Origin of the sequence: Pantoea sp. Lij88 (assembly GCF_030062155.1) — a bacterium.
Taxonomy (GTDB): domain Bacteria; phylum Pseudomonadota; class Gammaproteobacteria; order Enterobacterales; family Enterobacteriaceae; genus Pantoea.
Genome location: NZ_CP118269.1, coordinates 629940 through 652325, shown reverse-complemented (window position 1 = coordinate 652325; position 22386 = coordinate 629940). Strand labels below are relative to the sequence as shown.

At 56.3% G+C, this 22386-nt stretch carries 21 protein-coding genes and 1 riboswitch; of the genes, 9 read left to right on the top strand and 12 right to left on the bottom strand.

The window, feature by feature from the left end:
* Positions 1-24: 24 nt before the first annotated feature.
* The 4 genes from yqiA to nudF are packed head-to-tail and all read right to left on the bottom strand — an operon-like array spanning position 25 to position 2537.
* A complete protein-coding gene (yqiA, locus tag PU624_RS07010) occupies positions 25-606 on the bottom strand; it encodes an esterase YqiA (RefSeq protein WP_283547068.1) in 582 nt (193 codons plus the stop codon).
* Positions 607-609: 3 nt separating this feature from the next.
* Positions 610-1437, bottom strand: coding sequence for a 3',5'-cyclic-AMP phosphodiesterase (gene cpdA, locus PU624_RS07005; protein ID WP_283547067.1), 828 nt, complete (start codon positions 1435-1437; stop codon positions 610-612).
* 42 nt (positions 1438-1479) lie between these two features.
* A complete protein-coding gene (locus PU624_RS07000; protein ID WP_008925735.1) occupies positions 1480-1905 on the bottom strand; it encodes a DUF1249 family protein in 426 nt (141 codons plus the stop codon).
* Positions 1902-2537, bottom strand: coding sequence for an ADP-ribose diphosphatase (gene nudF / locus PU624_RS06995; protein WP_283547948.1), 636 nt, complete (start codon positions 2535-2537; stop codon positions 1902-1904). The genes PU624_RS07000 and nudF overlap by 4 nt, the downstream gene beginning before the upstream one ends.
* 213 nt (positions 2538-2750) lie before the next feature.
* Here nudF and tolC point away from each other — a divergent pair, with 213 nt between their 5' ends.
* The 3 genes from tolC (at position 2751) to PU624_RS06980 (ending at position 6199) form a co-directional block, all read left to right on the top strand.
* Positions 2751-4217, top strand: a complete 1467-nt coding sequence (gene tolC, locus PU624_RS06990) for an outer membrane channel protein TolC (RefSeq protein ID WP_283547066.1) — start codon at positions 2751-2753, stop codon at positions 4215-4217.
* A gap of 142 nt (positions 4218-4359) precedes the next feature.
* On the top strand, positions 4360-5031 hold the full coding sequence (locus tag PU624_RS06985) for a DUF1190 family protein (RefSeq protein WP_003848451.1): 672 nt from the start codon (positions 4360-4362) through the stop codon (positions 5029-5031).
* A 7-nt stretch (positions 5032-5038) separates the two neighbouring features.
* On the top strand, positions 5039-6199 hold the full coding sequence (locus PU624_RS06980) for a glutathionylspermidine synthase family protein (RefSeq protein ID WP_283547065.1): 1161 nt from the start codon (positions 5039-5041) through the stop codon (positions 6197-6199).
* Between the two features lie 53 nt (positions 6200-6252).
* Here the strand turns inward: PU624_RS06980 and ygiD are convergent, their stop codons facing one another.
* Together ygiD and ribB are read right to left on the bottom strand one after the other, a co-directional pair.
* Complete coding sequence (gene ygiD, locus PU624_RS06975; protein ID WP_283547064.1) at positions 6253-7038, bottom strand: 4,5-DOPA-extradiol-dioxygenase; 786 nt, start codon at positions 7036-7038, stop codon at positions 6253-6255.
* Between the two features lie 233 nt (positions 7039-7271).
* Entirely contained in the window at positions 7272-7928 is a 657-nt protein-coding gene (gene ribB, locus PU624_RS06970) for a 3,4-dihydroxy-2-butanone-4-phosphate synthase (protein WP_283547063.1), read from the bottom strand.
* A 110-nt stretch (positions 7929-8038) separates the two neighbouring features.
* Positions 8039-8196: riboswitch (FMN riboswitch) on the bottom strand.
* A gap of 171 nt (positions 8197-8367) precedes the next feature.
* Between ribB and ubiK the strand changes: the two genes are divergently transcribed.
* Positions 8368-8751, top strand: coding sequence for a ubiquinone biosynthesis accessory factor UbiK (gene ubiK, locus PU624_RS06965; RefSeq protein ID WP_283547062.1), 384 nt, complete (start codon positions 8368-8370; stop codon positions 8749-8751).
* Positions 8752-8790: 39 nt separating this feature from the next.
* Here ubiK and hldE read toward each other — a convergent pair whose 3' ends face one another.
* The 3 genes from hldE to PU624_RS06950 form a co-directional block, all read right to left on the bottom strand.
* Positions 8791-10215: a bifunctional D-glycero-beta-D-manno-heptose-7-phosphate kinase/D-glycero-beta-D-manno-heptose 1-phosphate adenylyltransferase HldE gene (hldE, locus tag PU624_RS06960; RefSeq protein ID WP_283547061.1), complete on the bottom strand. Its 1425-nt coding sequence runs from the start codon at positions 10213-10215 to the stop codon at positions 8791-8793.
* Positions 10216-10285: 70 nt separating this feature from the next.
* Positions 10286-13138, bottom strand: coding sequence for a bifunctional [glutamate--ammonia ligase]-adenylyl-L-tyrosine phosphorylase/[glutamate--ammonia-ligase] adenylyltransferase (glnE, locus tag PU624_RS06955; protein WP_283547060.1), 2853 nt, complete (start codon positions 13136-13138; stop codon positions 10286-10288).
* Between the two features lie 33 nt (positions 13139-13171).
* Entirely contained in the window at positions 13172-14482 is a 1311-nt protein-coding gene (locus PU624_RS06950) for a CYTH domain-containing protein (RefSeq protein WP_283547059.1), read from the bottom strand.
* Between the two features lie 273 nt (positions 14483-14755).
* Between PU624_RS06950 and PU624_RS06945 the strand changes: the two genes are divergently transcribed.
* Both PU624_RS06945 and PU624_RS06940 read left to right on the top strand, forming a co-directional pair.
* On the top strand, positions 14756-15376 hold the full coding sequence (locus PU624_RS06945) for a TIGR04211 family SH3 domain-containing protein (protein ID WP_008925741.1): 621 nt from the start codon (positions 14756-14758) through the stop codon (positions 15374-15376).
* A 158-nt stretch (positions 15377-15534) separates the two neighbouring features.
* Entirely contained in the window at positions 15535-16767 is a 1233-nt protein-coding gene (locus PU624_RS06940) for a multifunctional CCA addition/repair protein (protein ID WP_283547058.1), read from the top strand.
* Positions 16768-16782: 15 nt separating this feature from the next.
* Here PU624_RS06940 and bacA read toward each other — a convergent pair whose 3' ends face one another.
* Together bacA and folB are read right to left on the bottom strand one after the other, a co-directional pair.
* Entirely contained in the window at positions 16783-17601 is an 819-nt protein-coding gene (gene bacA / locus PU624_RS06935) for an undecaprenyl-diphosphate phosphatase (RefSeq protein WP_283547057.1), read from the bottom strand.
* A gap of 190 nt (positions 17602-17791) precedes the next feature.
* Positions 17792-18151: a bifunctional dihydroneopterin aldolase/7,8-dihydroneopterin epimerase gene (gene folB, locus PU624_RS06930; protein WP_283547056.1), complete on the bottom strand. Its 360-nt coding sequence runs from the start codon at positions 18149-18151 to the stop codon at positions 17792-17794.
* A gap of 108 nt (positions 18152-18259) precedes the next feature.
* Between folB and plsY the strand changes: the two genes are divergently transcribed.
* The gene (gene plsY, locus PU624_RS06925; protein WP_283547055.1) at positions 18260-18865 is read left to right on the top strand and encodes a glycerol-3-phosphate 1-O-acyltransferase PlsY; all 606 of its coding nucleotides are present in this window, start codon (positions 18260-18262) and stop codon (positions 18863-18865) included.
* 29 nt (positions 18866-18894) lie between these two features.
* On the opposite strand, the gene tsaD is transcribed toward plsY, so the two are convergent.
* On the bottom strand, positions 18895-19908 hold the full coding sequence (gene tsaD / locus PU624_RS06920; RefSeq protein WP_283547054.1) for a tRNA (adenosine(37)-N6)-threonylcarbamoyltransferase complex transferase subunit TsaD: 1014 nt from the start codon (positions 19906-19908) through the stop codon (positions 18895-18897).
* A 277-nt stretch (positions 19909-20185) separates the two neighbouring features.
* Here tsaD and rpsU point away from each other — a divergent pair, with 277 nt between their 5' ends.
* Positions 20186-20401 carry a 30S ribosomal protein S21 gene (rpsU, locus tag PU624_RS06915; protein ID WP_001144069.1) on the top strand — a complete coding sequence of 72 codons (216 nt, stop codon included), beginning with the start codon at positions 20186-20188 and terminating at the stop codon, positions 20399-20401.
* 118 nt (positions 20402-20519) lie between these two features.
* On the top strand, positions 20520-22265 hold the full coding sequence (gene dnaG / locus PU624_RS06910; protein WP_283547053.1) for a DNA primase: 1746 nt from the start codon (positions 20520-20522) through the stop codon (positions 22263-22265).
* Positions 22266-22386 lie beyond the last annotated feature (121 nt).

Genomic DNA, 22386 nt, shown 5'->3' with positions numbered 1-22386 from the left:
AATGGGGTGCGATTTCCGCATTACTCAGGAATGATTCAGACCGAGAAAGTCCAGAATCTGCGGGAAATGGCGCTCGAATCCAGTAAATGTATGATTGCCGCCCTCTTCTACCGTGTGACGGCACGCGCTGTAATAGTCGAGCGCCTGTCGGTAATCGAGAACTTCATCGCCGGTCTGTTGCAGCAGCCAGAGTAAATCGGGCGCTTCCAGCGGTTCAATCTGCATTACTTTGAGATCGTAAATGTGGCGTGACTCTAACACATATTGCTGGCCCGTGTAGGGATTCTGATTTTCGCCCAGGAAATCCGCCAGCAGCTCAAAAGGCCGCACCGCGGGATTAACAACCACGGCCGGCAGCATAAAGCATTGCGACAGCCAGGTGGCGTAATACCCGCCCAGTGAAGAGCCCACCAGCCCCAGCGTTTCGCCACTGCGGCTCAGGACCAGCTCTTCCAGCATGGCGGCGGCATCGGCCGGAAAGGTCGGCAGCTGGGGTACGATCATTTCGATCTCAGGATGCTGCGTCTCTAACCATTGCCGGAACTGAGTCGCCTTCGCCGACTGCGGCGAGCTGTTAAAACCGTGCAGATAGAGCAATGCCGCCACGCGTCAGTATCCTTCTGAGTCTAAATCGGGACGAAAAGCGTCGGTGTCGAGACGGTTGACTTCGGTCTCAAGGCCGCCATCCGGATGCAGCGTAAACCAGCGCCAGCCGGGGGCTACAGTGTCGATTGCGAAACTGGTGCAGTGCGGTTTGAACTGGACGCAGGTGGAGGGTGTGGCCAGCACCCGGCGGCCATGCCACGCCATATCCAGCTCCTGGTGAATATGGCCACAGACCAGCGTCCGGGCTAACGGGTAGTTCTGCAACACGGCATCAAGCTGATGCGAATTGCGCAGGCTGTGCTGATCGAGCCAGGTACAGCCAGAGGCCAGCGGATGGTGATGCAGCATAACCAGCGTATGCCGTTGCGGAAAGCGGGCCAGTGCCTTGTCGAGCCACTCCAGCTGATAGTCACTCAGCATCCCATGCGGGACACCGTAGACCTGGCTGTCGAGCAACACAATCTGCCACTGCTCACCCACCAGCACCTGCTTGTGCGCATTGATGTGGGCGGCGGCCAGAGTATCGACCATGGCGGGCTGAAAATCGTGATTACCCGGCAACCAGACACAGGGCCGCGGCAAACGTGAGATACCCTCAGCGAAATGCTGATAGGCTTCGATAGAGTGATCCTGGGCGAGATCGCCGGTGGCGATAATCAGGTCGTAGTCGCGATGTTGCGCAATAATCGCATCCAGCACCGCTTTATAGCTCGACCAGGTATTCACCCCAAGCAGCGATTCATGTTTTCCCGCGAACAGGTGGGTATCCGTGATTTGCAAAATCCTGATTTCGGAACCGTTCGCTGCAGGAAGAGTTAGCAGGCTATCCAAAGCGTTTCCTTCATCTCCACGCCATTTACTGCATTATACGCATCAGCAGACCGGAACCGCCATCGCGCCATGAGCCAGGCAGTAGCGCAGCCAGTCTGCGAGAAACTGGTTTATCTGATGTTTTTCATCGCGCTGATGCAATTTTTTATTAGGATAATCATAGCGCGCTTTGAAGCGATAGATCTGTTGAGTTGAACACACTTCGGCGACCATCGCATCGTGATAGAGCCTGACCGACATCGAGGGCAGGCTCCAGTAACTCACGGCAGGGGCGACCTGGCGGATCTCCACCAGCGTGGTGTAGCGTGTCGACTCCTGGATCGTCAGCTGATAACGGGCGCCACTCACCTGATAGATCACCGATTCTCCCGCCTCATCGTTACGCGGCAGCAGGCGGCGTAACTGGGCGAAATTGGTTTCGCAAAGCCGCATCATTTCGGGAAAGTCAGGGGTATAGCGCTGTTTCATTTTTGTATCCACTCTTCGCGTAGTTTTTCATGGTGCAACGCCAGCCATTGCAGGGCGATGACAGACGCCGCATTATCGATTATCCCCTCTTCCACCCAGCGGTAAGCCTGTTCACGGCTCACCACATGGACAAGAATATCCTCATTCTCTTCCTCCAGACCGTGGCATCCCTCTGCCTGGCTGGCATCCACTTCCCCAATCAGCACCGACAGACGTTCGCTGGTGCCGCCAGGGCTGGCCAGATAGCTAAGCACAGGCTTAACCCGGCCGACGTCTAATCCTGCTTCTTCAACGGCTTCACGGCGCACAACCTGTTCGACAGATTCGCCCGGCTCGATAATGCCGGCGACCATCTCCAGCAGCCAGGGTGTAGCACTGCTGTCGTAAGCCGGGATGCGGATCTGTTCAATCAGCACCACTTCATCGCGTAAGGGATCATAAGGTAGCAGCACGGCGGCATGTCCGCGCTCAAAAACTTCGCGCTGCACTTCCCCACTCATTTCGCCATTAAACTGGCGGTGGCGGAAGCGATAACGTTCGACGGAAAAAAAACCATCGTAGACGGTTTCGCGTGCAATAATTTCTACATCGTTTTTTGTGAAAGTCACAGGGGATTTTTTTTCTTCCGGCATCATCAGGTTCCTTGTGCAGATTGGGGTGGAGCGAAAAAAGCCTGTAACCGTGCTCCATGTAAGTAGTTCTTTCTGAATTATTTACGTAAATTAGGGGGAGAAGGCACGTTCAGCCAACTTATCTCACAGTTGCCCTCTGCTAGAATCGGCGATAATTTTTTGGCTTACCCGGCAGCGCACCCACTGCAATTTGCTGCAACAAAAGGAATGCAAATGAAAAAACTGCTCCCATTTTTTATTGGGCTGAGCCTGGGCGGTTTCAGCTTCGCCAGCCAGGCCGAAGACCTGCTTCAGGTTTACCAGCAAGCACGTCTGAGCAACCCGGATTTGCGCAGCGCCGCTGCCGATCGCGATTCTGCCTTTGAGAAAATCAACGAAGCGCGTAGCCCATTATTACCCCAGCTCGGCCTGGGTGCAGATTACACCTATAACAACGGCTATCGCGACAGTAGTGGTCTCCATTCCAACACGACCAGTGGCTCGCTGCAATTAACCCAGACTATTTTCGACATGTCGAAATGGCGCGCGCTGACCCTGCAGGAAAAAGCAGCCGGTATCCAGGATGTGACCTATCAGGTGGCACAGCAGGATCTGATTCTGAACACCGCGACCGCCTACTTCAACGTGCTGAAAGCGATTGATACGCTTTCTTACACCGAAGCGCAGAAACAGTCGATCTATCGTGAACTGGATCAGACCACTCAGCGCTTTAACGTAGGCCTGGTGGCTATCACTGACGTTCAGAACGCCCGTGCGCAGTATGACAGCGTGCTGGCTAACGAAGTGACCGCGCGTAACAACCTCGATAATAACGTGGAAACGCTGCGTCAGATCACCGGCATGGATTATATGTCGCTGGCTTCGCTGAGCATCGATCGCTTCAGAACCGATAAGCCCGAAGCGGTGAGTTCGCTGCTTAAGCAGGCGGAAGCCCGTAACCTGTCGCTGCTCTCTGCGCGTCTGAACCAGGATTTAGCCCGTGAGCAGATCCGCTCCGCTGAAGCTGGCCACATGCCAACACTGGGTCTGACTGCCTCTACCGGCCTGTCAAACAGCAAATATGGCGGCAGCCGTGCGAACCAGAGCCAGGGTTCTACTGACTCGATTACCGGTTCAAACCAGGTTGGCCTGAGCTTCTCACTGCCACTCTACAGCGGCGGCAGCGTCACCTCTCAGGTGAAACAGGCGCAGTACAGCTTCGTCAGCGCCAGCGAATCGCTGGAAAGCGCACACCGCTCAGCGGTCCAGACGGTACGTTCATCGTTTAACAACGTGAATGCGTCTATCAGCAGCATCAACGCCTACAAACAGGCTGTGGTCTCTGCGCAAAGCTCTCTCGATGCGTCAGAAGCAGGCTATCAGGTGGGTACGCGTACCATCGTCGATGTGCTGGATGCGACGACCGTGCTCTATAACGCTAAGCAGCAGCTTTCTGATGCGCGTTATAGCTATCTGATTAACCAGCTGAATATCAGCTATGCACTGGGGACGCTTAATGAGCAGAGCCTGCAGAAACTGAACAGCCAGCTGGGTAAAGAGATCCCGACGTCACCGGAAACCGTGGCACCGGAAAATGCACAACAGACCGCACGTGTGGATAGCGGTCCGGTGGCAACCAGCTCTTCTGAGGCAGCGCGTCCTGCAGCTCGCCACAGCAGCGGTAATCCTTTCGGTAATTAATCAGTGGACGGGCTGCTTTGCGGCCCGCCTCTCTGTTGAACGTATAACTAAGTAAAGATCCCTGTTGTATCAGGCCTCCAGCTTCAATTTTACCCCCCCTTCCCCTATTCTATGCGCTACCTTTGGGCACAGGATAATCATAATGAAACGCACAAAATCTATTCGCTATGCCGCTTTTCGTAAGAGCTGGCAGGCACGCCATTTAACGCCCGTTGCTATCGCCGTTTCGGCGGTATTTATGCTGGCTGGCTGCGAACAGAACGATGAAACTGTTTCGATGTACCAGAACGCGGATGACTGTTCGAAAGCCAATCCGGGCCAGAGTGCGCAATGTACTACCGCATTCAATGAAGCCAAAAAAGAAGCGGAACGTACCGCGCCAAAATATGCCACGCGTGAAGATTGTGTCGCTGAGTTTGGTGAAAACCAGTGTCAGCAGACACCGGCTCAGGCGGGCGTGGGCACCACTAATGCCGAATCGCAGCAGAGCGGCGGCAGCTTCTGGATGCCACTGATGGCGGGTTACATGATGGGCCGCATGATGGGCGGTGGTTCGGGCTTTGCGCAGCAACCGCTGTTCTCCCCGAAAAATGCCCGCAGCCCGGCCAATGGCCAGTTTGTTGATGCGTCCGGCCGTAATTATGGTGCCGCCACCTCCGGCAAAACCATGACCGTACCGAAGACCGCACTGGCACCAAAACCGGCGACCACCTCGACCATTACCCGGGGTGGCTTTGGTGAAACCGTCGCTAAGCAGAACAGCATGCAGCGTAGCAGCGCCAGCGGCACCTCCAGCCGCTCAATGGGAGGCTAACGCCCCGATGGAACGCATTGCCATTTCAGAGCGCCCGGGCTGGCGCGAAAAAGCCACCGAGTTCGGTTTTCGTTTTCACACCATGCATGGCGAACCCTACTGGTGTGAAGATGCTTATTACCGGTTCACGCTGGCGCAAATCGAGCATCTGGAAGATGTGACGGCTGAGCTGCATCAGATGTGTCTGCAGGTGGTGGAAAAAGTGGTCAACAGCGAAGCGCTGCTGACTAAATTCCGCATTCCGAAACACACCTGGGACTTCGTGCGCGATTCATGGCATCAGCGTCAGCCGTCGCTTTACTCACGTCTCGATCTTGCCTGGGATGGCAAAGGCGATGTGAAACTGCTGGAGAACAACGCCGATACGCCGACCTCACTGTATGAAGCGGCGTTTTTCCAGTGGCTATGGCTCGAAGACCAGCTCAACGCCGGTCAGCTCCCCGCAGGCAGCGATCAGTTTAACAGCCTGCAGGAAAAGCTGATTGAACGCTTTACCGCATTACATCAACAGCATGGCTTTAACTGGCTGCACTTCGCCTGCTGCCGCGACACCGACGAAGATCGTGGCACCGTGCAGTATCTTCAGGATTGCGCCACCGAAGCCGGTCTGCCGAGTGAATTTCTCTACATGGATGAGATTGGTCTGGGCGAGAAAGGGGAATTTACCGACGCTCAGGATCAGGTGATTAGCAACCTGTTCAAGCTCTATCCGTGGGAGTTTATGCTGCGTGAGATGTTCTCTACCAAGCTGGGCGATGCTGGCGTACGCTGGCTGGAACCGGCATGGAAAAGCATCATCTCGAACAAAGCGCTGCTGCCGCTGCTGTGGGAGATGTTCCCGAATCATCCTAACCTGCTGCCAGCCTGGTTTGCCGAAGATGACGTGCCGCACATGGACAAATATGTGGTGAAGCCGCTGTTTTCACGTGAAGGGGCTAATATCCGGATCGTAGAAAATGGTCAGGAGATTGCCCGTGTTGATGGGCCTTACGGTGAAGAGGGCATGATCGTCCAGCAGTTCCATCCGCTGCCAAAATTTGGCGACAGCTATACGCTGATCGGCAGCTGGCTGATCGACGATCAACCGGCCGGAATCGGCCTGCGTGAAGATCGCGACCTGATCACTCAGGATCTATCCCGTTTCTATCCGCACGCCTTTATCGGTTAACGCACCGCGATAATAACAGGCCAGCTTCTGGCCTGTTTTCTCTCAGCTTCGCCCTAACCTACCTGAACCGACAACATGCTGATGGCACCCATCTCCATCCCGTCAACCGGAATGCTGATGGCATCATCCGGCTGACGTGCGCCAAGCACGTAGAGCAGTGGCAGATAGTGCTCAGGCGTCGGGTTAGAGAGCAGCGCACCCGGATGGTCCATAAAGTTAACCAGCGGATGAGAAGCAGCATCGCTCTGCACCGCCAGGTTATCGCGGACATACTGCTCAAAACTGCTGGCCCACGGATAGACTTCGCTGTTGCCATCCCAGCGTACTTTACGCAGGTTATGCACCACATTGCCGCTGGCGACAATCATCACACCCTGATCGCGCAGCGCAGCCAGTTTCTGGCCCATCTCAAAGTGCCATGCCGCAGGTCTGGTGCCATCAATGCTGAGCTGCACCACCGGAATATCGGCCTCCGGGTACATCTTGATCAGGACACCCCAGGAACCATGATCGAATCCCCAATCCTGATCCAGCTTCACCTCGACAGGTGCTAACTGCTCCACCAGTTGCTGAGCCAGTTCAGGCGATCCCGGTGCCGGATAGCGCGTATCAAACAGCGCCTGCGGAAAGCCACCAAAATCATGAATGGTCTTAGGATGTGCCATTGCCGTCACGGCGGTGCCGCGCGTATACCAGTGCGCCGAAACCGCAATAATCGCGCGTGGACGTGGCAGAGTCTCGCCCACGTGACGCCATGCGGCGGTATAGCGGTTCTCTTCAAGGGCATTCATCGGGCTGCCATGACCCAAAAACAGCGCTGGCATTCGTAACTGGCTCATTCATGATCCCCGGGATCGTTTATTTGATAGCCACTACGATACGCGCATTCGGCGCTTTATCACGCTGATAAGCGTGATGGAGATTATCAGGAAATTTGAATGAGATTTAAGGTGGCGGGTTTAACGGATGTTAAGCAGTGCGGAGAGAGGATAAGTCACCAATCAGGCTGTTTCGTTCCGCTTCAGCAGAAAGAAAACAGGCCCCGTTCAGGGCCTGTTTAACGCCCGACAGATTAGCTGGCGTGGCGCGTTTCGTGCGTACGACGCCAGGCGATCAGATCTTCGATGGTCACGACTGGCATGTTGTGCTGGCGAGCAAAAGTAATCGCTTCAGGCGCATGGGCCATGGTGCCATCGTCGTTAGTCAGTTCGCACAGGACACCTGCGGGCTTAAAGCCAGCCAGCGTCACTAAATCGATGGTCGCTTCCGTATGACCGCCACGGGTTAACACGCCGCCTTCGCTGGCACGCAACGGGAAGACATGGCCAGGGCGATGCAGATCGGCAGGTTTAGCATTGTCGGCAATGGCTGCGCGAATGGTGGTGATACGATCCTGCGCGGAAACGCCGGTGGTAACGCCTTCTGCGGCCTCAATGGTCACGGTGAAGCCGGTGCCAAAGGAGCTGGTGTTGTTTTCCACCATCATGGGCAGGTCGAGCTGCTGGCGACGCTCTTCGGTCAGGCAGAGGCAGACAATGCCGCTACCGTGACGAATAGTCAGCGCCATCTGTTCAACGGTCATGGTTTCTGCGGCGAAGATCATATCGCCTTCGTTTTCGCGATTTTCATCGTCGAGTACCATCACACCGCGTCCCTCACGCAGGGCGGCGATAGCACGTTCTACACGCTGTTCAGGCGTGCCAAATTCAGAAAGTAGCGTCTGATTCATGGTAATAAAAACCTTAAAATGTATGGGTTACCAGAATCAGGGCGTGCTTAGGAGTGACGTCAAAAAGACGTGGCAATAACGTGAAGCAGACACAATTGTCCGATAGATGTCGTTACCCTCTCCCATCCGGACTGTAACCGTCGGCCCCGGAATTACACCGGATCTGCTGACCTTTACCTCTCTTTTCATCAAGATAAAGCGCTCGCGGGCTTTCAGCCGAAGCTGATTTACCGCCGGTGGGGAATTGCGCCCCGCCCTGAGAATAAGCCTTTCAACTATAACGCCGATCGTTTGAGGCGGCAATCATCAATAGCGCAATTGCTTTTGCATTTCCTGCGTTACCGATTTGAGGTTTAACCTTTTCATTTCTGGCATTACACTTAACACTTATTACGTTGGTAAACACGCTGACACAGCTCCCCGTAACCAGGAAATCATCATGATCGACACGAAAAAAATTGAACAACTTGCCCGTCAGGTTCACGAAGCGATGCCTAAAGGTGTTCGTGAGTTTGGTGATGATGTCGAAAAGAAAATTCGTCAGGTTCTTCAGGCGCAGCTGACCCGTATGGATCTGGTCAACCGTGAAGAGTTTGATGTGCAGACGCAGGTGTTACTGCGTACGCGGGAGAAACTGGCGGCGCTTGAGCAGCGTCTGGCCCAGTTGGAAAGTCACGGTTCATCAGCCGGTACGCCACCGACCGCAACGGCACCGGCCACGCCTGTTGCAGCAGCGACACCCTCTGCAGCGGTAGCGAGTTCGCCTGCGGCCTCACCGGCACCGGTTGCGGTGAAACCCGTCGTGGACAACAAGCCAGAATAAGCGTCTGAGCGGGAGCCAGGCTCCCGCTTACTTTCTGCTTCAGCTGCCGCGAATGGTTTTAATAATGTTGGTGGTAGAGATACCGTCTTCGAAGTTCAGCACCTGCACGTCGCCGCCATTTGCCCACACTTCTTTACTGCCCGCGATATCTTCCGGCTTGTAATCGCCACCTTTGACCAGCAGGTCAGGCAGAATACCGGCAATCAGACGCTGCGGCGTATCCTCTTCGAATACCACCACCCAGTCTACCGCTTCCAGCGCGCCCAGCACGATCATCCGGTTTTCCTGCGGATTCACCGGACGGCTTTCACCTTTCAGACGTTTAGTCGACGCATCGCTGTTCACCGCGACGATCAGTCGATCGCCGAGCTTACGGGCGTTTGCCAGATAAGAGACATGACCGGCGTGCAGAATGTCGAACACGCCGTTGGTCATCACCACTTTTTCGCCACGACGGCGGGCCATCTCAACGGCGGCTTTTAACTGCGCTTCCGTCATGATGCCAAAACCCTGCTCAGGGCGGGCGTGAATCGCATTTTCCAGCTCAACGGTGCTGACGGTCGAGGTACCGAGTTTACCCACCACCACACCCGCCGCCGCGTTCGCCAGGAAACAGGCTTCTTCCAGCGAGTCGCCAGCAGCCAGAGCCGCAGCCAGCACACCGATCACCGTATCGCCTGCACCGGTCACGTCATAGACTTCCTGCGCCTGGGTCGGCAGATGCAGAGGTGCTTTGCCCGGCTGGAGCAGCGTCATGCCATTTTCGGAACGGGTCACCAGCAGCGCGGAGAGGTCAAAATCAGCGATCAGCTGCGTGCCGCGCGCCACGATCTCCTCTTCGTTTTTGCATTTGCCGACCACGGCTTCAAATTCCGACAGGTTTGGCGTCAGCAGCGTCGCGCCGCGATAGCGCTCAAAATCGGTGCCTTTCGGATCGATTAGAACCGGCACGCCTGCTTCTCGCGCCAGGGTAATCATGGTCTGCACGCTGGAGAGCGCGCCTTTGGCGTAATCAGACAGCACCAGCGCACCCGCTGCAGCCAGCGAATCACGCATTTTCTGGTGAATCGGCTCCGGATCAACCTGATCAAAGCCCTCTTCAAAATCAAGACGGATCAGCTGCTGATTGCGGGAAAGCACGCGCAGTTTGGTAATAGTCGGATGGCTTTTTACCGCCACGAAGTCACAATGAACGTTGACGTCTTTCAGCGTGTTACTCAACACGCGCGCCGCATCATCTTCACCGGTCAGGCCGATCAGGCGGGACGCGGCACCGAGTGCTGCAATGTTCATCGCCACGTTTGCCGCGCCGCCAGGGCGCTCTTCAACCGTGTCCACTTTCACCACCGGAACCGGGGCTTCAGGGGAGATACGGCTGGTTGGGCCATACCAGTAACGATCCAACATTACATCGCCAACAACCAGCACTGAGGCTTGGCCGAACGCGGGCAGAGTCACTTTCATTCCAGACACTCCAGACTGCATTAAAAATAGTGCGCGGATGATAGCACAGTTGCGATTTGTGCTATCAGCATCACGCCAGGATAGACGCAGGCGTTATCAGCCAGCGCTGCCAGCTGTTCAGAACCGTCTGCCGCTCCGCTGCATACGCCTCTGGTTCAACGTGACCAGGCAGCTCCTGCAGGGCGCGATGATGCAATGCGTCGCGCAGCGTCACATAAGCCTGCGTCAGCGCCTGCGCTTCATCAGCGGGCATTTTATGGTACTTGGCCATCAGCTCGAAAATGCGCACATTATCAGACCAGCGCGTCAGTTCAGGCTGCTCAGCGGCGTAGCGTAAGACAAGATATTGGGCGATGAATTCAATATCGGTGATACCACCCGCATCGGCTTTGATATCCCAGCGACCTTTATGCTTGTTGCTGAGGTGAGCACGCATCTTTTCGCGCATCTCGCGCACTTCAGTTTGCAGCGCGTCCGCGGCACGTGGCAGCGACAGGATCGCCTGACGAATCACGTTAAAACGTTCGCCCAGCGCTGCCTCGCCAAACACCACGCGCGCCCGGACCAGCGCCTGATGCTCCCAGGTCCAGGCTTCACTGCGCTGATACTCTTCAAAGGCCTCAAAGGTACTGACCAGCATGCCTGCCGCGCCGGAAGGACGCAGCCGTGCATCGACTTCGTAAAGAATGCCGGAGGAAGTGCGGGTGCTGAAGAGATGCATGATGCGCTGGGCAAGACGCAGATAGAACTGACGGCCATCGATGCTGCGCTCGCCTTCTGTCACCGCGTCAGCCGGACAGTCATGCAGGAAGACTAAATCGAGGTCGGAACTGTAACCCAGCTCCCAGCCACCCAGCTTGCCGTAGCCCAGCACCGCAAAACCGCGCTCATGTTCATTACTCAGATGTGAAGGACGACCGTAGCGCTGCACCATCATATTCCACGCCTGGCGCACCACAGATTCGATAATCGCCTCCGCCAGCCAGGTCAGATGATCGCTGACTTTCATCACCGGCAGCGTGCCAGCAATATCAGCGGCGGCAATACGCAGATGCTGTGCCTGCTTAAACTGCCGCACCGCTTCCAGTTGCTGCTCTTCATCTTCTGTGGGGATGCGCAGCAGATACTGTCGCAGCTCATCACGATAAGCGTCGGTGGCGGTCGGCTGATAGAGCGTGGCGGGATCGAGCAGTTCATCCAGCAATAAGGGGTGACGCGCCAGCTGGCTGGCTACCATTGGTGAGGCCGCGCACAGACGAATCAGGTGACGCAGCGCACCGTGATATTCGGTCAGCAGCTCCAGATAGGTACTGCGTGTCAGCACGCCGATCAGCAGCGGTGTCAGGCGACTGAGCGTCACCGCCGCATCTTCACGCGGGCAGACTTCGCTCAGCAGCCGCGGCATCAGCTGATCCAGCGCCTGACGGCCACGCGGGCCGATAGTTCGCCGGTTGATATCCTGACGAAACGCCTCCAGCGTCTGGTGCAGCGCAAGCCGTTGATCGTCGCTGAGCTGCGGTACCAGCGGCGCCAGTTCGCTGTCTTCCAGCTGGTCCTGCCACAGCACCTGAAACTCCGCCAGCTCACGCTGATCGCCAATTTCAGGGGTATCTTCGCCAATCAGTTCGTCAAAGATGGCCCGCACTGCCGCCATCTGGCTGTCGAGCCGTGTCATCAGATCAGCCCAGTCGGCACAATCCATCGCCCACGCCAGCCGGGCGCGATGCAGTTCATCCTCGGGCAGCGTCTGCGTCTGCTCATCGCCCAGGCTTTGCAGCAGATTCTCCAGCCGCCGCAGGAACAGGTAGGCGTCACGCAGCGCATCGACCTGTTCCGCAGGCAGCAGGGCAAGATTTTTGATCGCCTCCAGCGTCGGCAGCAGCGCCCGCAGCTGAAGCGAGCGCTCACGCCCGCCGCGAATCAGCTGGAACACCTGCACGATAAACTCGGTTTCACGGATGCCGCCCGCGCCCAGTTTGATATTGTTTTTCAGCCCGCGTCGCCGGACTTCACGGCTGATCATCCCTTTCATGTTGCGCAGCGACTGGATCACGCTGAAGTCGATGTAGCGGCGATACACGAACGGTCGCAGCATCTGTTGCAGCTCCTGACTCCAGCGATCCTGGTCATCGCCCATTAGTCGCGCCTTGACCATCGCGTAACGTTCCCAGTCGCGTCCCTGCTCCTGGTAGTAATCTTCCAGCGCAGCAAAGCTCATCACCAGCGGGCCGCTGTCGCCAAACGGACGCAGCCGCATATCCACCCGATAGACAAAGCCATCCATGGTGGGTTGATCCAGCACCTTAATCAGCCGCTGCCCCATGCGGGTAAAGAACTGGGCGTTGTCGAGCTCACGCCGTCCGCCACGCGTGGTGCCGTTTTCAGGCCAGGCAAAAATCAGGTCAATGTCAGAGGAAAAATTGAGCTCGCCGCCGCCCAGCTTGCCCATGCCGAGGATCAGCAGCGGCTGCGCGTCGCCATCGGCATTGCAGGGGGTACCAAAATCGCGACAGCAATCCTGATAAACCCAGTCACGCGCCCGGCTGATCAGCACTTCGGCTAATATGCTGAGCTGCTGCAGGCTCTGTTCGGTCGTCGCGTGCTGCAGAGCCTGCATCCAGGCAATACGCACCAGCATACGGCGGCGAAACAGCCGCAGTTCGCGCATCAGACTCGCTTCACTGTCGATGTCGTTCAGCGCCAGATCGAGCCACGCAGCGTAGTGTTGCCACTCATCAGGCTGAGGCGGCTGGTCGAGCATTGTCTGCCACCAGTCGGGATGTTGTTGCAGGTTTTCCAGCACAAAATCGCTGAAAGCCAGCCCGGCGGTCTGCTCCGGGCTAAGCGAAGCCAGCGGAACCCCAAGCTGTCGGGCGGCCTCTTCGGCCTGAGCGCGTAGCAACGCGGGAAGTGCTGACAACATAACTCCCTCCTTGATGGCGTGACGGAATACCCGTTAGCGGGCAGCGCCGCTGGTGAGCCAGAACGGCTGCTGTTTCAGCGCCTGCATCGCCAGCCAGGCTAATCCGGACGTCTGCTTTTCATGGATCGCCGACAGCAGTTGCTGCCAGGGATCGAGCCAGGACATCACCGTCTCAGCAGGATAGGAACCTGCCAGCAGGTGCACCGTCAGCAGCTGACGCGCCAGACGCGTGGCTTTGTCCTGATATTCGTTGGGCTGTTTTACCGTGATGAAGGTTTCTCTCAGATCGGCATTAACGCGGCTCAGCATGATGTCGCTGAAGCGTTTAAACGAACCCTGCAGCTTGGTTTCCCCTTTGGCATCGATCCATTGACGCCACTGAGATTCCGCCAGCCAGTGTGTCAGCGCCAGCTGCGTGTCAACAGAGAGAGAAGAGAGGCAGAAAGCGGCTGCCTCCTGCTCTTCATTCACCAGCGTCTCTTCCAGCGTAGTCAGTTGCTGACGCAGGGAACTGCTGGCTTTACGTGGCACCAGCGCACCAAACAGGCTGAACGCCTGACGCAGCAGATCCAGCGCTTCACGCACCGCATCCTGGGCCGCCGCGTTACCGCGCAGCCAGACTTCTTCATGATATTGCCAGTGACGCAGGCCAGCCGACATGGCGGCGACCATACCCTGCTCTACGGTCGCTTTAGGGCCGGCTTTCAGCAGCGGGAATGCCTCAATCTGGCGCGGTGGATTCCCCTGCGCCAGCTGATAGCCGCGAGCCGCTTTGCTCAGGCTGCCCATACGCAGACCGCCCAGCGCCACCAGCTGCTGTGCAAAGGCCAGCAGATCCTGGCGTTCACCACGTTTCAGCTCCAGTTCGATCTCGCACAGCGGTTCGCTAAGCTCACCCGCCGTGACCGCGCCCTGATCAAACGCCACTTCAATTTCACTGTTACCTGTAGTGATTAGCCAGACTTCGCGCTGGAAATGGGTGGTAAACAGCGGCTGTAACCGCGACTGCAGCGCCGCGACATCGGTGCCCTTAGGCCAGATCTCTGCGGGCAGGCGCGCAATGTCCAGCTCCGGCTCACTGAGCTCAACGTTATATTCCGGGCGCTGATGCAGTCCGCCGAGCGTCTGCCCGGCCGCTTTCAGCGTCATTTCATAACGCTGGTCGACGCCACGGATACGCAATCCCATGTCCCAGCGTCGCAGCTGGTTGTCGTCGGTTTCGAAGTAGATGTTGGTCAGCTCGCGAGCAGCCTGATGCTGATGCGGCAGAGTGGAGAGCAGTTCAGCCAGTTTCCCGGCTGCCTGTGGAGTTGCAATGAACTTTAGTTCGATTTCGATGGTCATAATTTTTTATTCACTACGCCGCTGGCACTTAAGAGGGTTTTTCCTGCATATTTCAGGCGATTATCAGCAGGTTACTCACGCTGCCGCCTGGAGGGCAAGGGGTTTATGAGGCGAAGATTAATGCACAGAAGCCGCGCTGTCTCTGCTTTCTTTGCTCTTTCGCAGACCTTTTCGCACTCTCATGAGACCAGGATAGTTCTCATTCAGATTTATGCGAGGCCTCTCCAGACTGTGCCGGTAAATTTTAAGTCAGACTAAGCCAAACGAAATCGAATGAAAAAAATCACACTCGCTGGACTCACTTTGCTGGCCCTTAGCACCCTTGCACCTGCCCATGCCGACGAAAAACGCTATGTTTCTGATGAGCTTTCGACCTGGGTACGTAGCGGGCCAGGCGATCAGTTCCGCCTGCTCGGTAAGCTGAACGCCGGGGAAGAGGTGCAGCTGTTACAGACCAATAATGACACCCATTATGGCCAGATCCGTGATTCGGAAGGCCGCACCACCTGGATCCCCCTGTCGCAGCTTAGCGCGAACCCAAGCCTGCGCACCCGGGTGCCGCAGCTTGAGCAGCAGGTGAAAGATCTGACAGCCAAACTCGATAACATCGACAACAGCTGGAATCAGCGCACCGCTGAGATGCAGAACAAAGTCGCCAGCAGCGACGGCGTGATCAACGGACTGAAAGGCGAGAATCAGAAGCTGAAAAATGAGCTGATCGTCGCGCAGAAGAAAGTCAGCGCCGCCAACGTTCAGCTGGATGATAAGCAGCGCACCATCATCATGCAGTGGTTTATGTATGGCGGCGGCGTGCTGGGCGTCGGCCTGCTGCTGGGACTCTTACTGCCGCACATGCTGCCGCGCCGTAAGAAAAGCGATCGCTGGATGAACTGACACCCTTCTGCCGGATTTAAGCAGGGGATCGCCGGATCCCCTTTTTGGCATGTCTGCAATCCGGGGAATCTGTGCAACAATAAAATGAGATGCACGGCTGATTTCAGGCGCGGGATGTGCCCGGCGTGCAGGTCATTTCTTTTTCTCTGGAGTTTTGCGTGAAGACGTTTCTTGTTGGCGGAGCGGTGCGTGATGCGCTGCTGAATCTGCCGGTTACAGACAAAGACTGGGTAGTGACAGGTTCCACCCCCGAAGCCATGCTTGAGCAGGGCTATCAACAGGTCGGTCGCGATTTTCCCGTTTTCCTGCATCCCGTCAGTCGCGAAGAGTATGCGCTGGCACGGACCGAGCGGAAAAACGGGAAAGGCTACACCGGATTTGTCACCTGGTCCGCGCCCGATGTAACGCTGGAGCAGGACTTACAGCGCCGCGATCTGACCATCAATGCTATCGCGCAGGATGAAAACGGCGAGCTGGTCGATCCCTACAACGGCCAGCGTGATATTGCCCAACGCCTGCTGCGTCACGTCTCCGAAGCCTTCAGTGAAGATCCGCTGCGGGTATTGCGCGTTGCGCGCTTCGCTGCGCGTTTTGCCCATCTCAACTTTCGTATTGCCCCTGAAACCCAGCAGCTGATGCAGCAGATGGCCGAAAGCGGCGAGCTGTCGAATCTCACTGCTGAACGGGTGTGGAAAGAGACGGAAAAGGCGCTGATCTCCCGTAATCCGCAGGTCTATTTCCAGGTGCTGCGCGACTGCGGGGCGTTGCAGGTGCTGTTTCCGGAGCTGGATAATCTGTTTGGTATTCCTGCGCCGATTAAGTGGCACCCGGAGATCGACACCGGCGTTCACACGCTGATGACGCTGGCGATGGCCGCTGCCCTCTCCAGCGAGATCGATGTGCGCTTCGCTACGCTGTTCCACGATGTCGGCAAGGCGCTGACGCCGCCTGAGCTGTGGCCGAGCCACCACGGTCATGGACTGGCGGGCGTTCCGCTGGTCGAGGCGCTGTGTCAGCGACTGCGCGTCCCCAACGCGATTCGCGATCTGGCGCTGATCGTGACCGAGTTTCACGACATCGTGCACACCATCGAACGGCAATCTGCTGCATCGCTGGTGGCGCTGTTTGATCGGATCGATGCCTGGCGTAAGCCGCAGCGTGTTGAACAGATGGCGCTGACCAGCGAAGCGGATGCGCGCGGGCGAGCCGGACTGGAGAGCATGCCTTATCCGCAGGGCGACTATCTGCGTCGTGCTTTTGCGCTGGCGCAGGCGGTGCCGACCAAAGCGGTCGTCGAAGCGGGATTCAAAGGGGCGGACGTGCGGGAAGAGATGACGCGACGACGGATTGCCGCCGTCGCGCAGGGTCTGGCGCTCAGGCAGCCTGACTAGCAGGCTGCCCAGGGTTTACATGAAGATCATGTAAACCGCTGCCGCCACAATAAAGCGGTAAATCGCGAACGAGACAAACGAGATGCGTTTAATCAGCTCAAGGAAGGCTTTAATCGCAATCAGCGCCACAATAAACGCCGTCACAAAGCCCACCGCGAACATCGGGAAGTCTGCCATTGTCAGGAAGCCGATGCTCTTGTACATGTCCAGTACGGTTGCACCCATCATCATTGGCACCGCCAGGATGAAGGAGAACTCTGACGCTGCATAGCGGCTCACGCCCATCAGCATGCCGCCAGAGATGGTGGCACCGGAACGCGAGAAGCCCGGCCACAGCGCTAAGCACTGGAAGCAGCCAATCATAAACGCCTGACGATAGGTAATATCATCGACGCCGACAGCTTTCGGCTGTTTTGGCTTGAGGTACTCCGCAACCAGCAGCAGCACACCACCCACCACCAGCGCGTACATCACGTTAATCGGATTAAACAGCGTTTTGATCTGATCGTGCAGCACCAGACCCACGACTACCGCAGGGACCATACCCAGCAGGATGTGGATCAGCGACAGACGGCCGGTGCCGATCCCTTCATGTTTAACCTGGCCAAAGTGGATGCCGATCAGGCCAAACAGACGGCGCCAGAACATTACTACCACAGCCAGAATCGATCCTAACTGGATCACAACTTCAAAGGTCTCGGCTTTTTCACCCTCAAAGCCCAGCAGGTGGCCCACTATAATCATGTGCCCTGTGGAAGAGACCGGTAAAAATTCGGTCAGCCCTTCCACAATGCCCAGGATTGCAGCTACCCAAAGCTGATGAATATCTGCCATCAAATGTTTCCTCTATCCGTTTCAAACCATTAAAAAGGCGGTAGCGCGCTGCTATCGCCTGAAATTATGCCGCTATTAGCCTGAGTTAAACCTTAAGGTCTACACCGTTTCGCCTGCTGTAACGAAACGGTACACGCTATGACAGACAGTAATTTGGTTTGGTTTCATTGTGATGGCAATCACATCGTATTTATTTAGGAATAGTCCCGCGCTCAATTCGCACGCCAACCTGCGCCGCCTGGGCTACAGCGCCCGGTTTGCTTACCTTTATACGTACGCCAGGCGAATTGAAACGGTTCATCAACAGATCCGCGATTTCTTCAGCAACCCGCTCAACCAGGGCAAAACGACCACCGTTCAGATGCGTCAGGATCGCAGAAGAGACATCCGCATAGCTCAGGCAATCCTCCACATCGTCGCTGCTGGCCGCCAGGCGGTTATCCCAGGCCATTTCGACATCGAGCACCAGCTTCTGCTGTATGCCCTGTTCCCAGTCGTAAACGCCAATGGTGGTGAACACCGTGAGTTGTTCTATAAATACGATATCCATGATGAGGGTCTCTGTTTTTGGCTAAGCCGGATACCACTTCCGGCGGATTATGCGTATTATCCACGGTTGATGAGATCAAAACGACCCTAAAGGGAACGGTACGGTGTTATGAGTGCTTTCGCGCTTGGTATGATTATTTTCGCGTATCTTTGCGGTTCCATTTCCAGTGCGATTCTGGTCTGCAAACTCGCTGGCCTGCCCGATCCCCGCACACACGGTTCAGGCAATCCTGGTGCCACCAACGTACTGCGTCTGGGCGGTAAAGCCGCCGCCGCAACCGTATTAGTGTTTGATGTGCTGAAGGGGATGGTGCCGGTCTGGCTGGCTTATCTGATGCACGTGACTCCGCTTTACCTCGGCCTGACCGCCATTGCTGCGTGTCTGGGTCATATCTACCCGGTGTTCTTTCACTTTCGCGGTGGCAAAGGCGTGGCGACGGCATTTGGTGCCATCGCGCCGATTGGCTGGGACTTAACCGGGCTGGTCACTGGCACCTGGCTGTTAACGGTTTTACTCAGCGGCTATTCCTCGCTGGGTGCCATCGTCAGCGCGTTGATCGCGCCATTCTATGTCTGGTGGTTCAAACCGCAGTTCACCTTCCCGGTTTCCATGCTCTCCTGTCTTATTCTGCTGCGTCATCACGATAATATTCAGCGGTTGTGGCGGGGTCAGGAAGGCAAGATCTGGAAGCGTAAAAAGAAATCTGAGCCATAAAAAAAGCCGGCAAGCCGGCTTTTTTTACATCAGATGGCGGGCAGTTCTGCCAGCGGCCAGCGCGGTCGCACACTGACGCTCAACTCGCCTCGCGTTCCGCCTTTTAACCGCACCATGCCCGCATACGCGATCATCGCACCGTTATCGGTACAGAACTCCGGGCGGGCGTAGAACACTTCACCGCCGCGTTTTTGCATCATGATCGCCATCTGCTCGCGCAGTGTGCGGTTAGCGCTGACGCCGCCCGCAATCACCAGACGTTTAAAGCCGGTCTGATCCAGCGCACGCTTGCATTTGATCGACAGCGTATCCACGACCGCATCTTCAAACGCACGGGCGATGTCAGCACGGGTCTGATCATCGTCAGGATTGGCGCGAATGGTATTAGCGGCAAAGGTTTTCAGGCCAGAGAAGCTGAAATCCAGGCCCGGGCGGTCAGTCATCGGACGCGGGAAGGTAAAACGCCCCGCCGTGCCCTGCTGCGCCATCTTCGACAACATGGGCCCACCCGGATAATCCAGACCGAGCAGCTTCGCCGTCTTATCAAAGGCTTCGCCCGCGGCATCATCGATCGATTCACCCAGCAATTCGTACTCACCGACGCCGGTGACGCTAATCAGCTGAGTATGTCCGCCCGACACCAGGAGTGCCACAAACGGAAACGCCGGTGGATTCTCTTCCAGCATCGGCGCCAGCAGGTGACCTTCCATATGATGAACCGGCACGGCGGGCACTTTCCAGGCAAACGCCAGAGCGCGGCCAATGGTGGCGCCGACCAGCAGCGCACCGACCAGTCCGGGACCGGCGGTGTAGGCGACGGCATCTATCTGCTGCGGCTCCAGCCCCGCCTCTTTCAGCGCCGCCTGAATCAGCGGCACGGTTTTACGCACGTGATCACGTGAGGCCAGTTCCGGCACCACACCGCCATAATCGGCGTGCAGTTTTACCTGGCTGTAGAGTTGGTTAGCCAGTAATCCGGCCTCGTCATCATAGATTGCGATGCCGGTTTCATCGCACGACGTTTCAATACCCAGAATTCGCATTGCATCACCTCATTCTTGCGGCGCGCAGTTTATCACAGCAATTGGATGTGCAGCGCAGGCATCCCGCGTAAAAAGTCATTTTCTGTCGGCTAAAGAGTGCGCTATACTCCCGCCCCTGGAAAAACCGGCAGCCGCACAGGCAAACGCTCCTGTTGGTTTCAAATTATCCATGGTGCTTTACAAACCAACCTGAGTTGGAGTAAAATGCTGCACCATTTTGAATTTGCTGGCGCCGCAGTCAGCAGCAAAAACCGAATTTTATCGAGGTGAGAGTTACATGCCGGTAATTAAAGTACGTGAAAACGAGCCATTTGACGTAGCACTGCGTCGCTTCAAGCGTTCATGCGAGAAAGCAGGCGTTCTGGCCGAAGTTCGTCGTCGTGAGTTCTATGAAAAACCGACTACAGAACGTAAGCGCGCCAAAGCGTCAGCAGTTAAGCGTCACGCCAAGAAACTGGCTCGCGAAAACGCACGCCGCACTCGTCTGTACTAAGTCGTTCCGGAGGTCCGCCTCCACCGCGTGATTCACGCAGACAGAGTCAAGTAAAAGGCCGTGCTTTCCGAAAGGAAGCGCGGCTTGTTGCCGTTTATGAGCTGAAAATCTGGGGCGTATGGCTGGACGAATTCCACGCGTATTTATCAACGATTTACTTGCCCGCACGGATATCGTGGATCTTATCGATGCCCGCGTTAAGCTGAAAAAGCAGGGTAAGAATTTCCATGCGTGCTGTCCTTTCCATAATGAAAAAACGCCCTCTTTCACCGTAAACGGCGAAAAGCAGTTCTATCACTGTTTCGGCTGTGGTGCTCACGGCAACGCTATCGACTTTTTAATGAACTTTGATCGTCTGGAGTTTGTTGAAAGTATTGAAGAGTTAGCCACTTCCCACGGTTTAGACGTGCCTTACGAAGCAGGCAGCGGGCCCAGCCAGATGGAACGCCATCAGCGCCAGAGCCTGTATCAGCTGATGGAGAACCTGAACGGTTTTTATCAGCAGGGTCTGCAGCAATCCAGTGCGCAGCCAGCACGCGACTATCTTGATCGTCGTGGTCTGAGCGCCGACATCATCAATCATTTCGCTATAGGTTACGCGCCATCCGGCTGGGACAATGTTCTCAAGCGTTTTGGTAAGCAATCGGAAGACCGCGAGTCATTGATGGAAGCGGGCATGCTGGTCAGCAATGACAAAGGCCGTACTTATGACCGGTTTCGCGACCGCGTCATGTTTCCGATCCGCGATAAGCGTGGACGCGTCATTGGTTTTGGCGGACGCGTACTGGGTAACGATACGCCAAAGTATCTGAACTCGCCGGAAACCCCTATTTTCCATAAAGGCCGCCAGCTCTATGGCCTGTATGAAGCAGTTAAAAACCATCCTGAACCCGCCCGTCTGTTAGTGGTCGAGGGATACATGGACGTGGTTGCGCTGGCGCAGTACGGCATCGATTATGCCGTTGCGTCATTAGGCACCTCCACCACTGCTGAACACATTCAGTTGCTGTTTCGCAGCACCGATACCGTGATCTGCTGTTACGACGGCGACAGAGCGGGACGTGAAGCGGCATGGCGTGCGCTGGAGACCGCATTGCCTTACATGAATGATGGTCGTCAGCTACGCTTTATGTTTTTACCCGATGGTGAAGACCCGGATACGCTGGTACGCAAAGAGGGTAAAGCCGCCTTCGAAGCGAGGATGGAGCAGGCGATGCCGCTCTCTTCGTTTTTATTTGATAGCCTGCTGCCGCAGGTGGATCTGAGCTCACGCGACGGAAAAGCGCGCCTGAGCACGCTGGCTTTACCGCTGATTACGCAGATCCCCGGTGAGACCTTACGTATTTACATGCGTCAGGAGCTGGGGAATAAGCTGGGTATTCTTGACGACAATCAGCTCGAAAAGTTGATGCCGAAGCTGGCCGCAAGCGGAACGGCGCCGGTTGCGCCACCGCTGAAACGGACCACTATGCGTGTGCTGATTGCGTTGCTGATACAGAACCCGCAGCTGGCCACCCTGGTGCCTTCACTTGATGGGCTGTCTGAGTCAAAAATGCCGGGATTACCGCTATTTATTGAATTAGTGGGTCGGTGTACTGAGAATCCTGGATTGACCACCGGACAGCTACTAGAGTTATATCGCGGGACAAATTTTAGTCAGACGCTTGAAACGCTGGCGATCTGGAACCACATGATAGTAGATGAAGAAGCCGAAGCGGTGTTTCAGGACTCGCTGGCCAGCATCTATGATTCAGCTCTTGAAGAGCGCCTGGAGTTTTTGATTGCGCGCGAGCGCACCCAGGGACTCAGCACCGATGAGCGCCGTGAATTCTGGACGCTCAGTCAGGCGTTTGCCAGGAAATAAGAATTTCAGCACGCTGCCCGCTCCGAACGACGAAAGGGCAGCCGCACAAATTTTAACGGTTTGGCATCGAAGCCAGTCTGGTTACCGCCAGCGCACAGCTCCCGGAGCGTACTCAAGTACG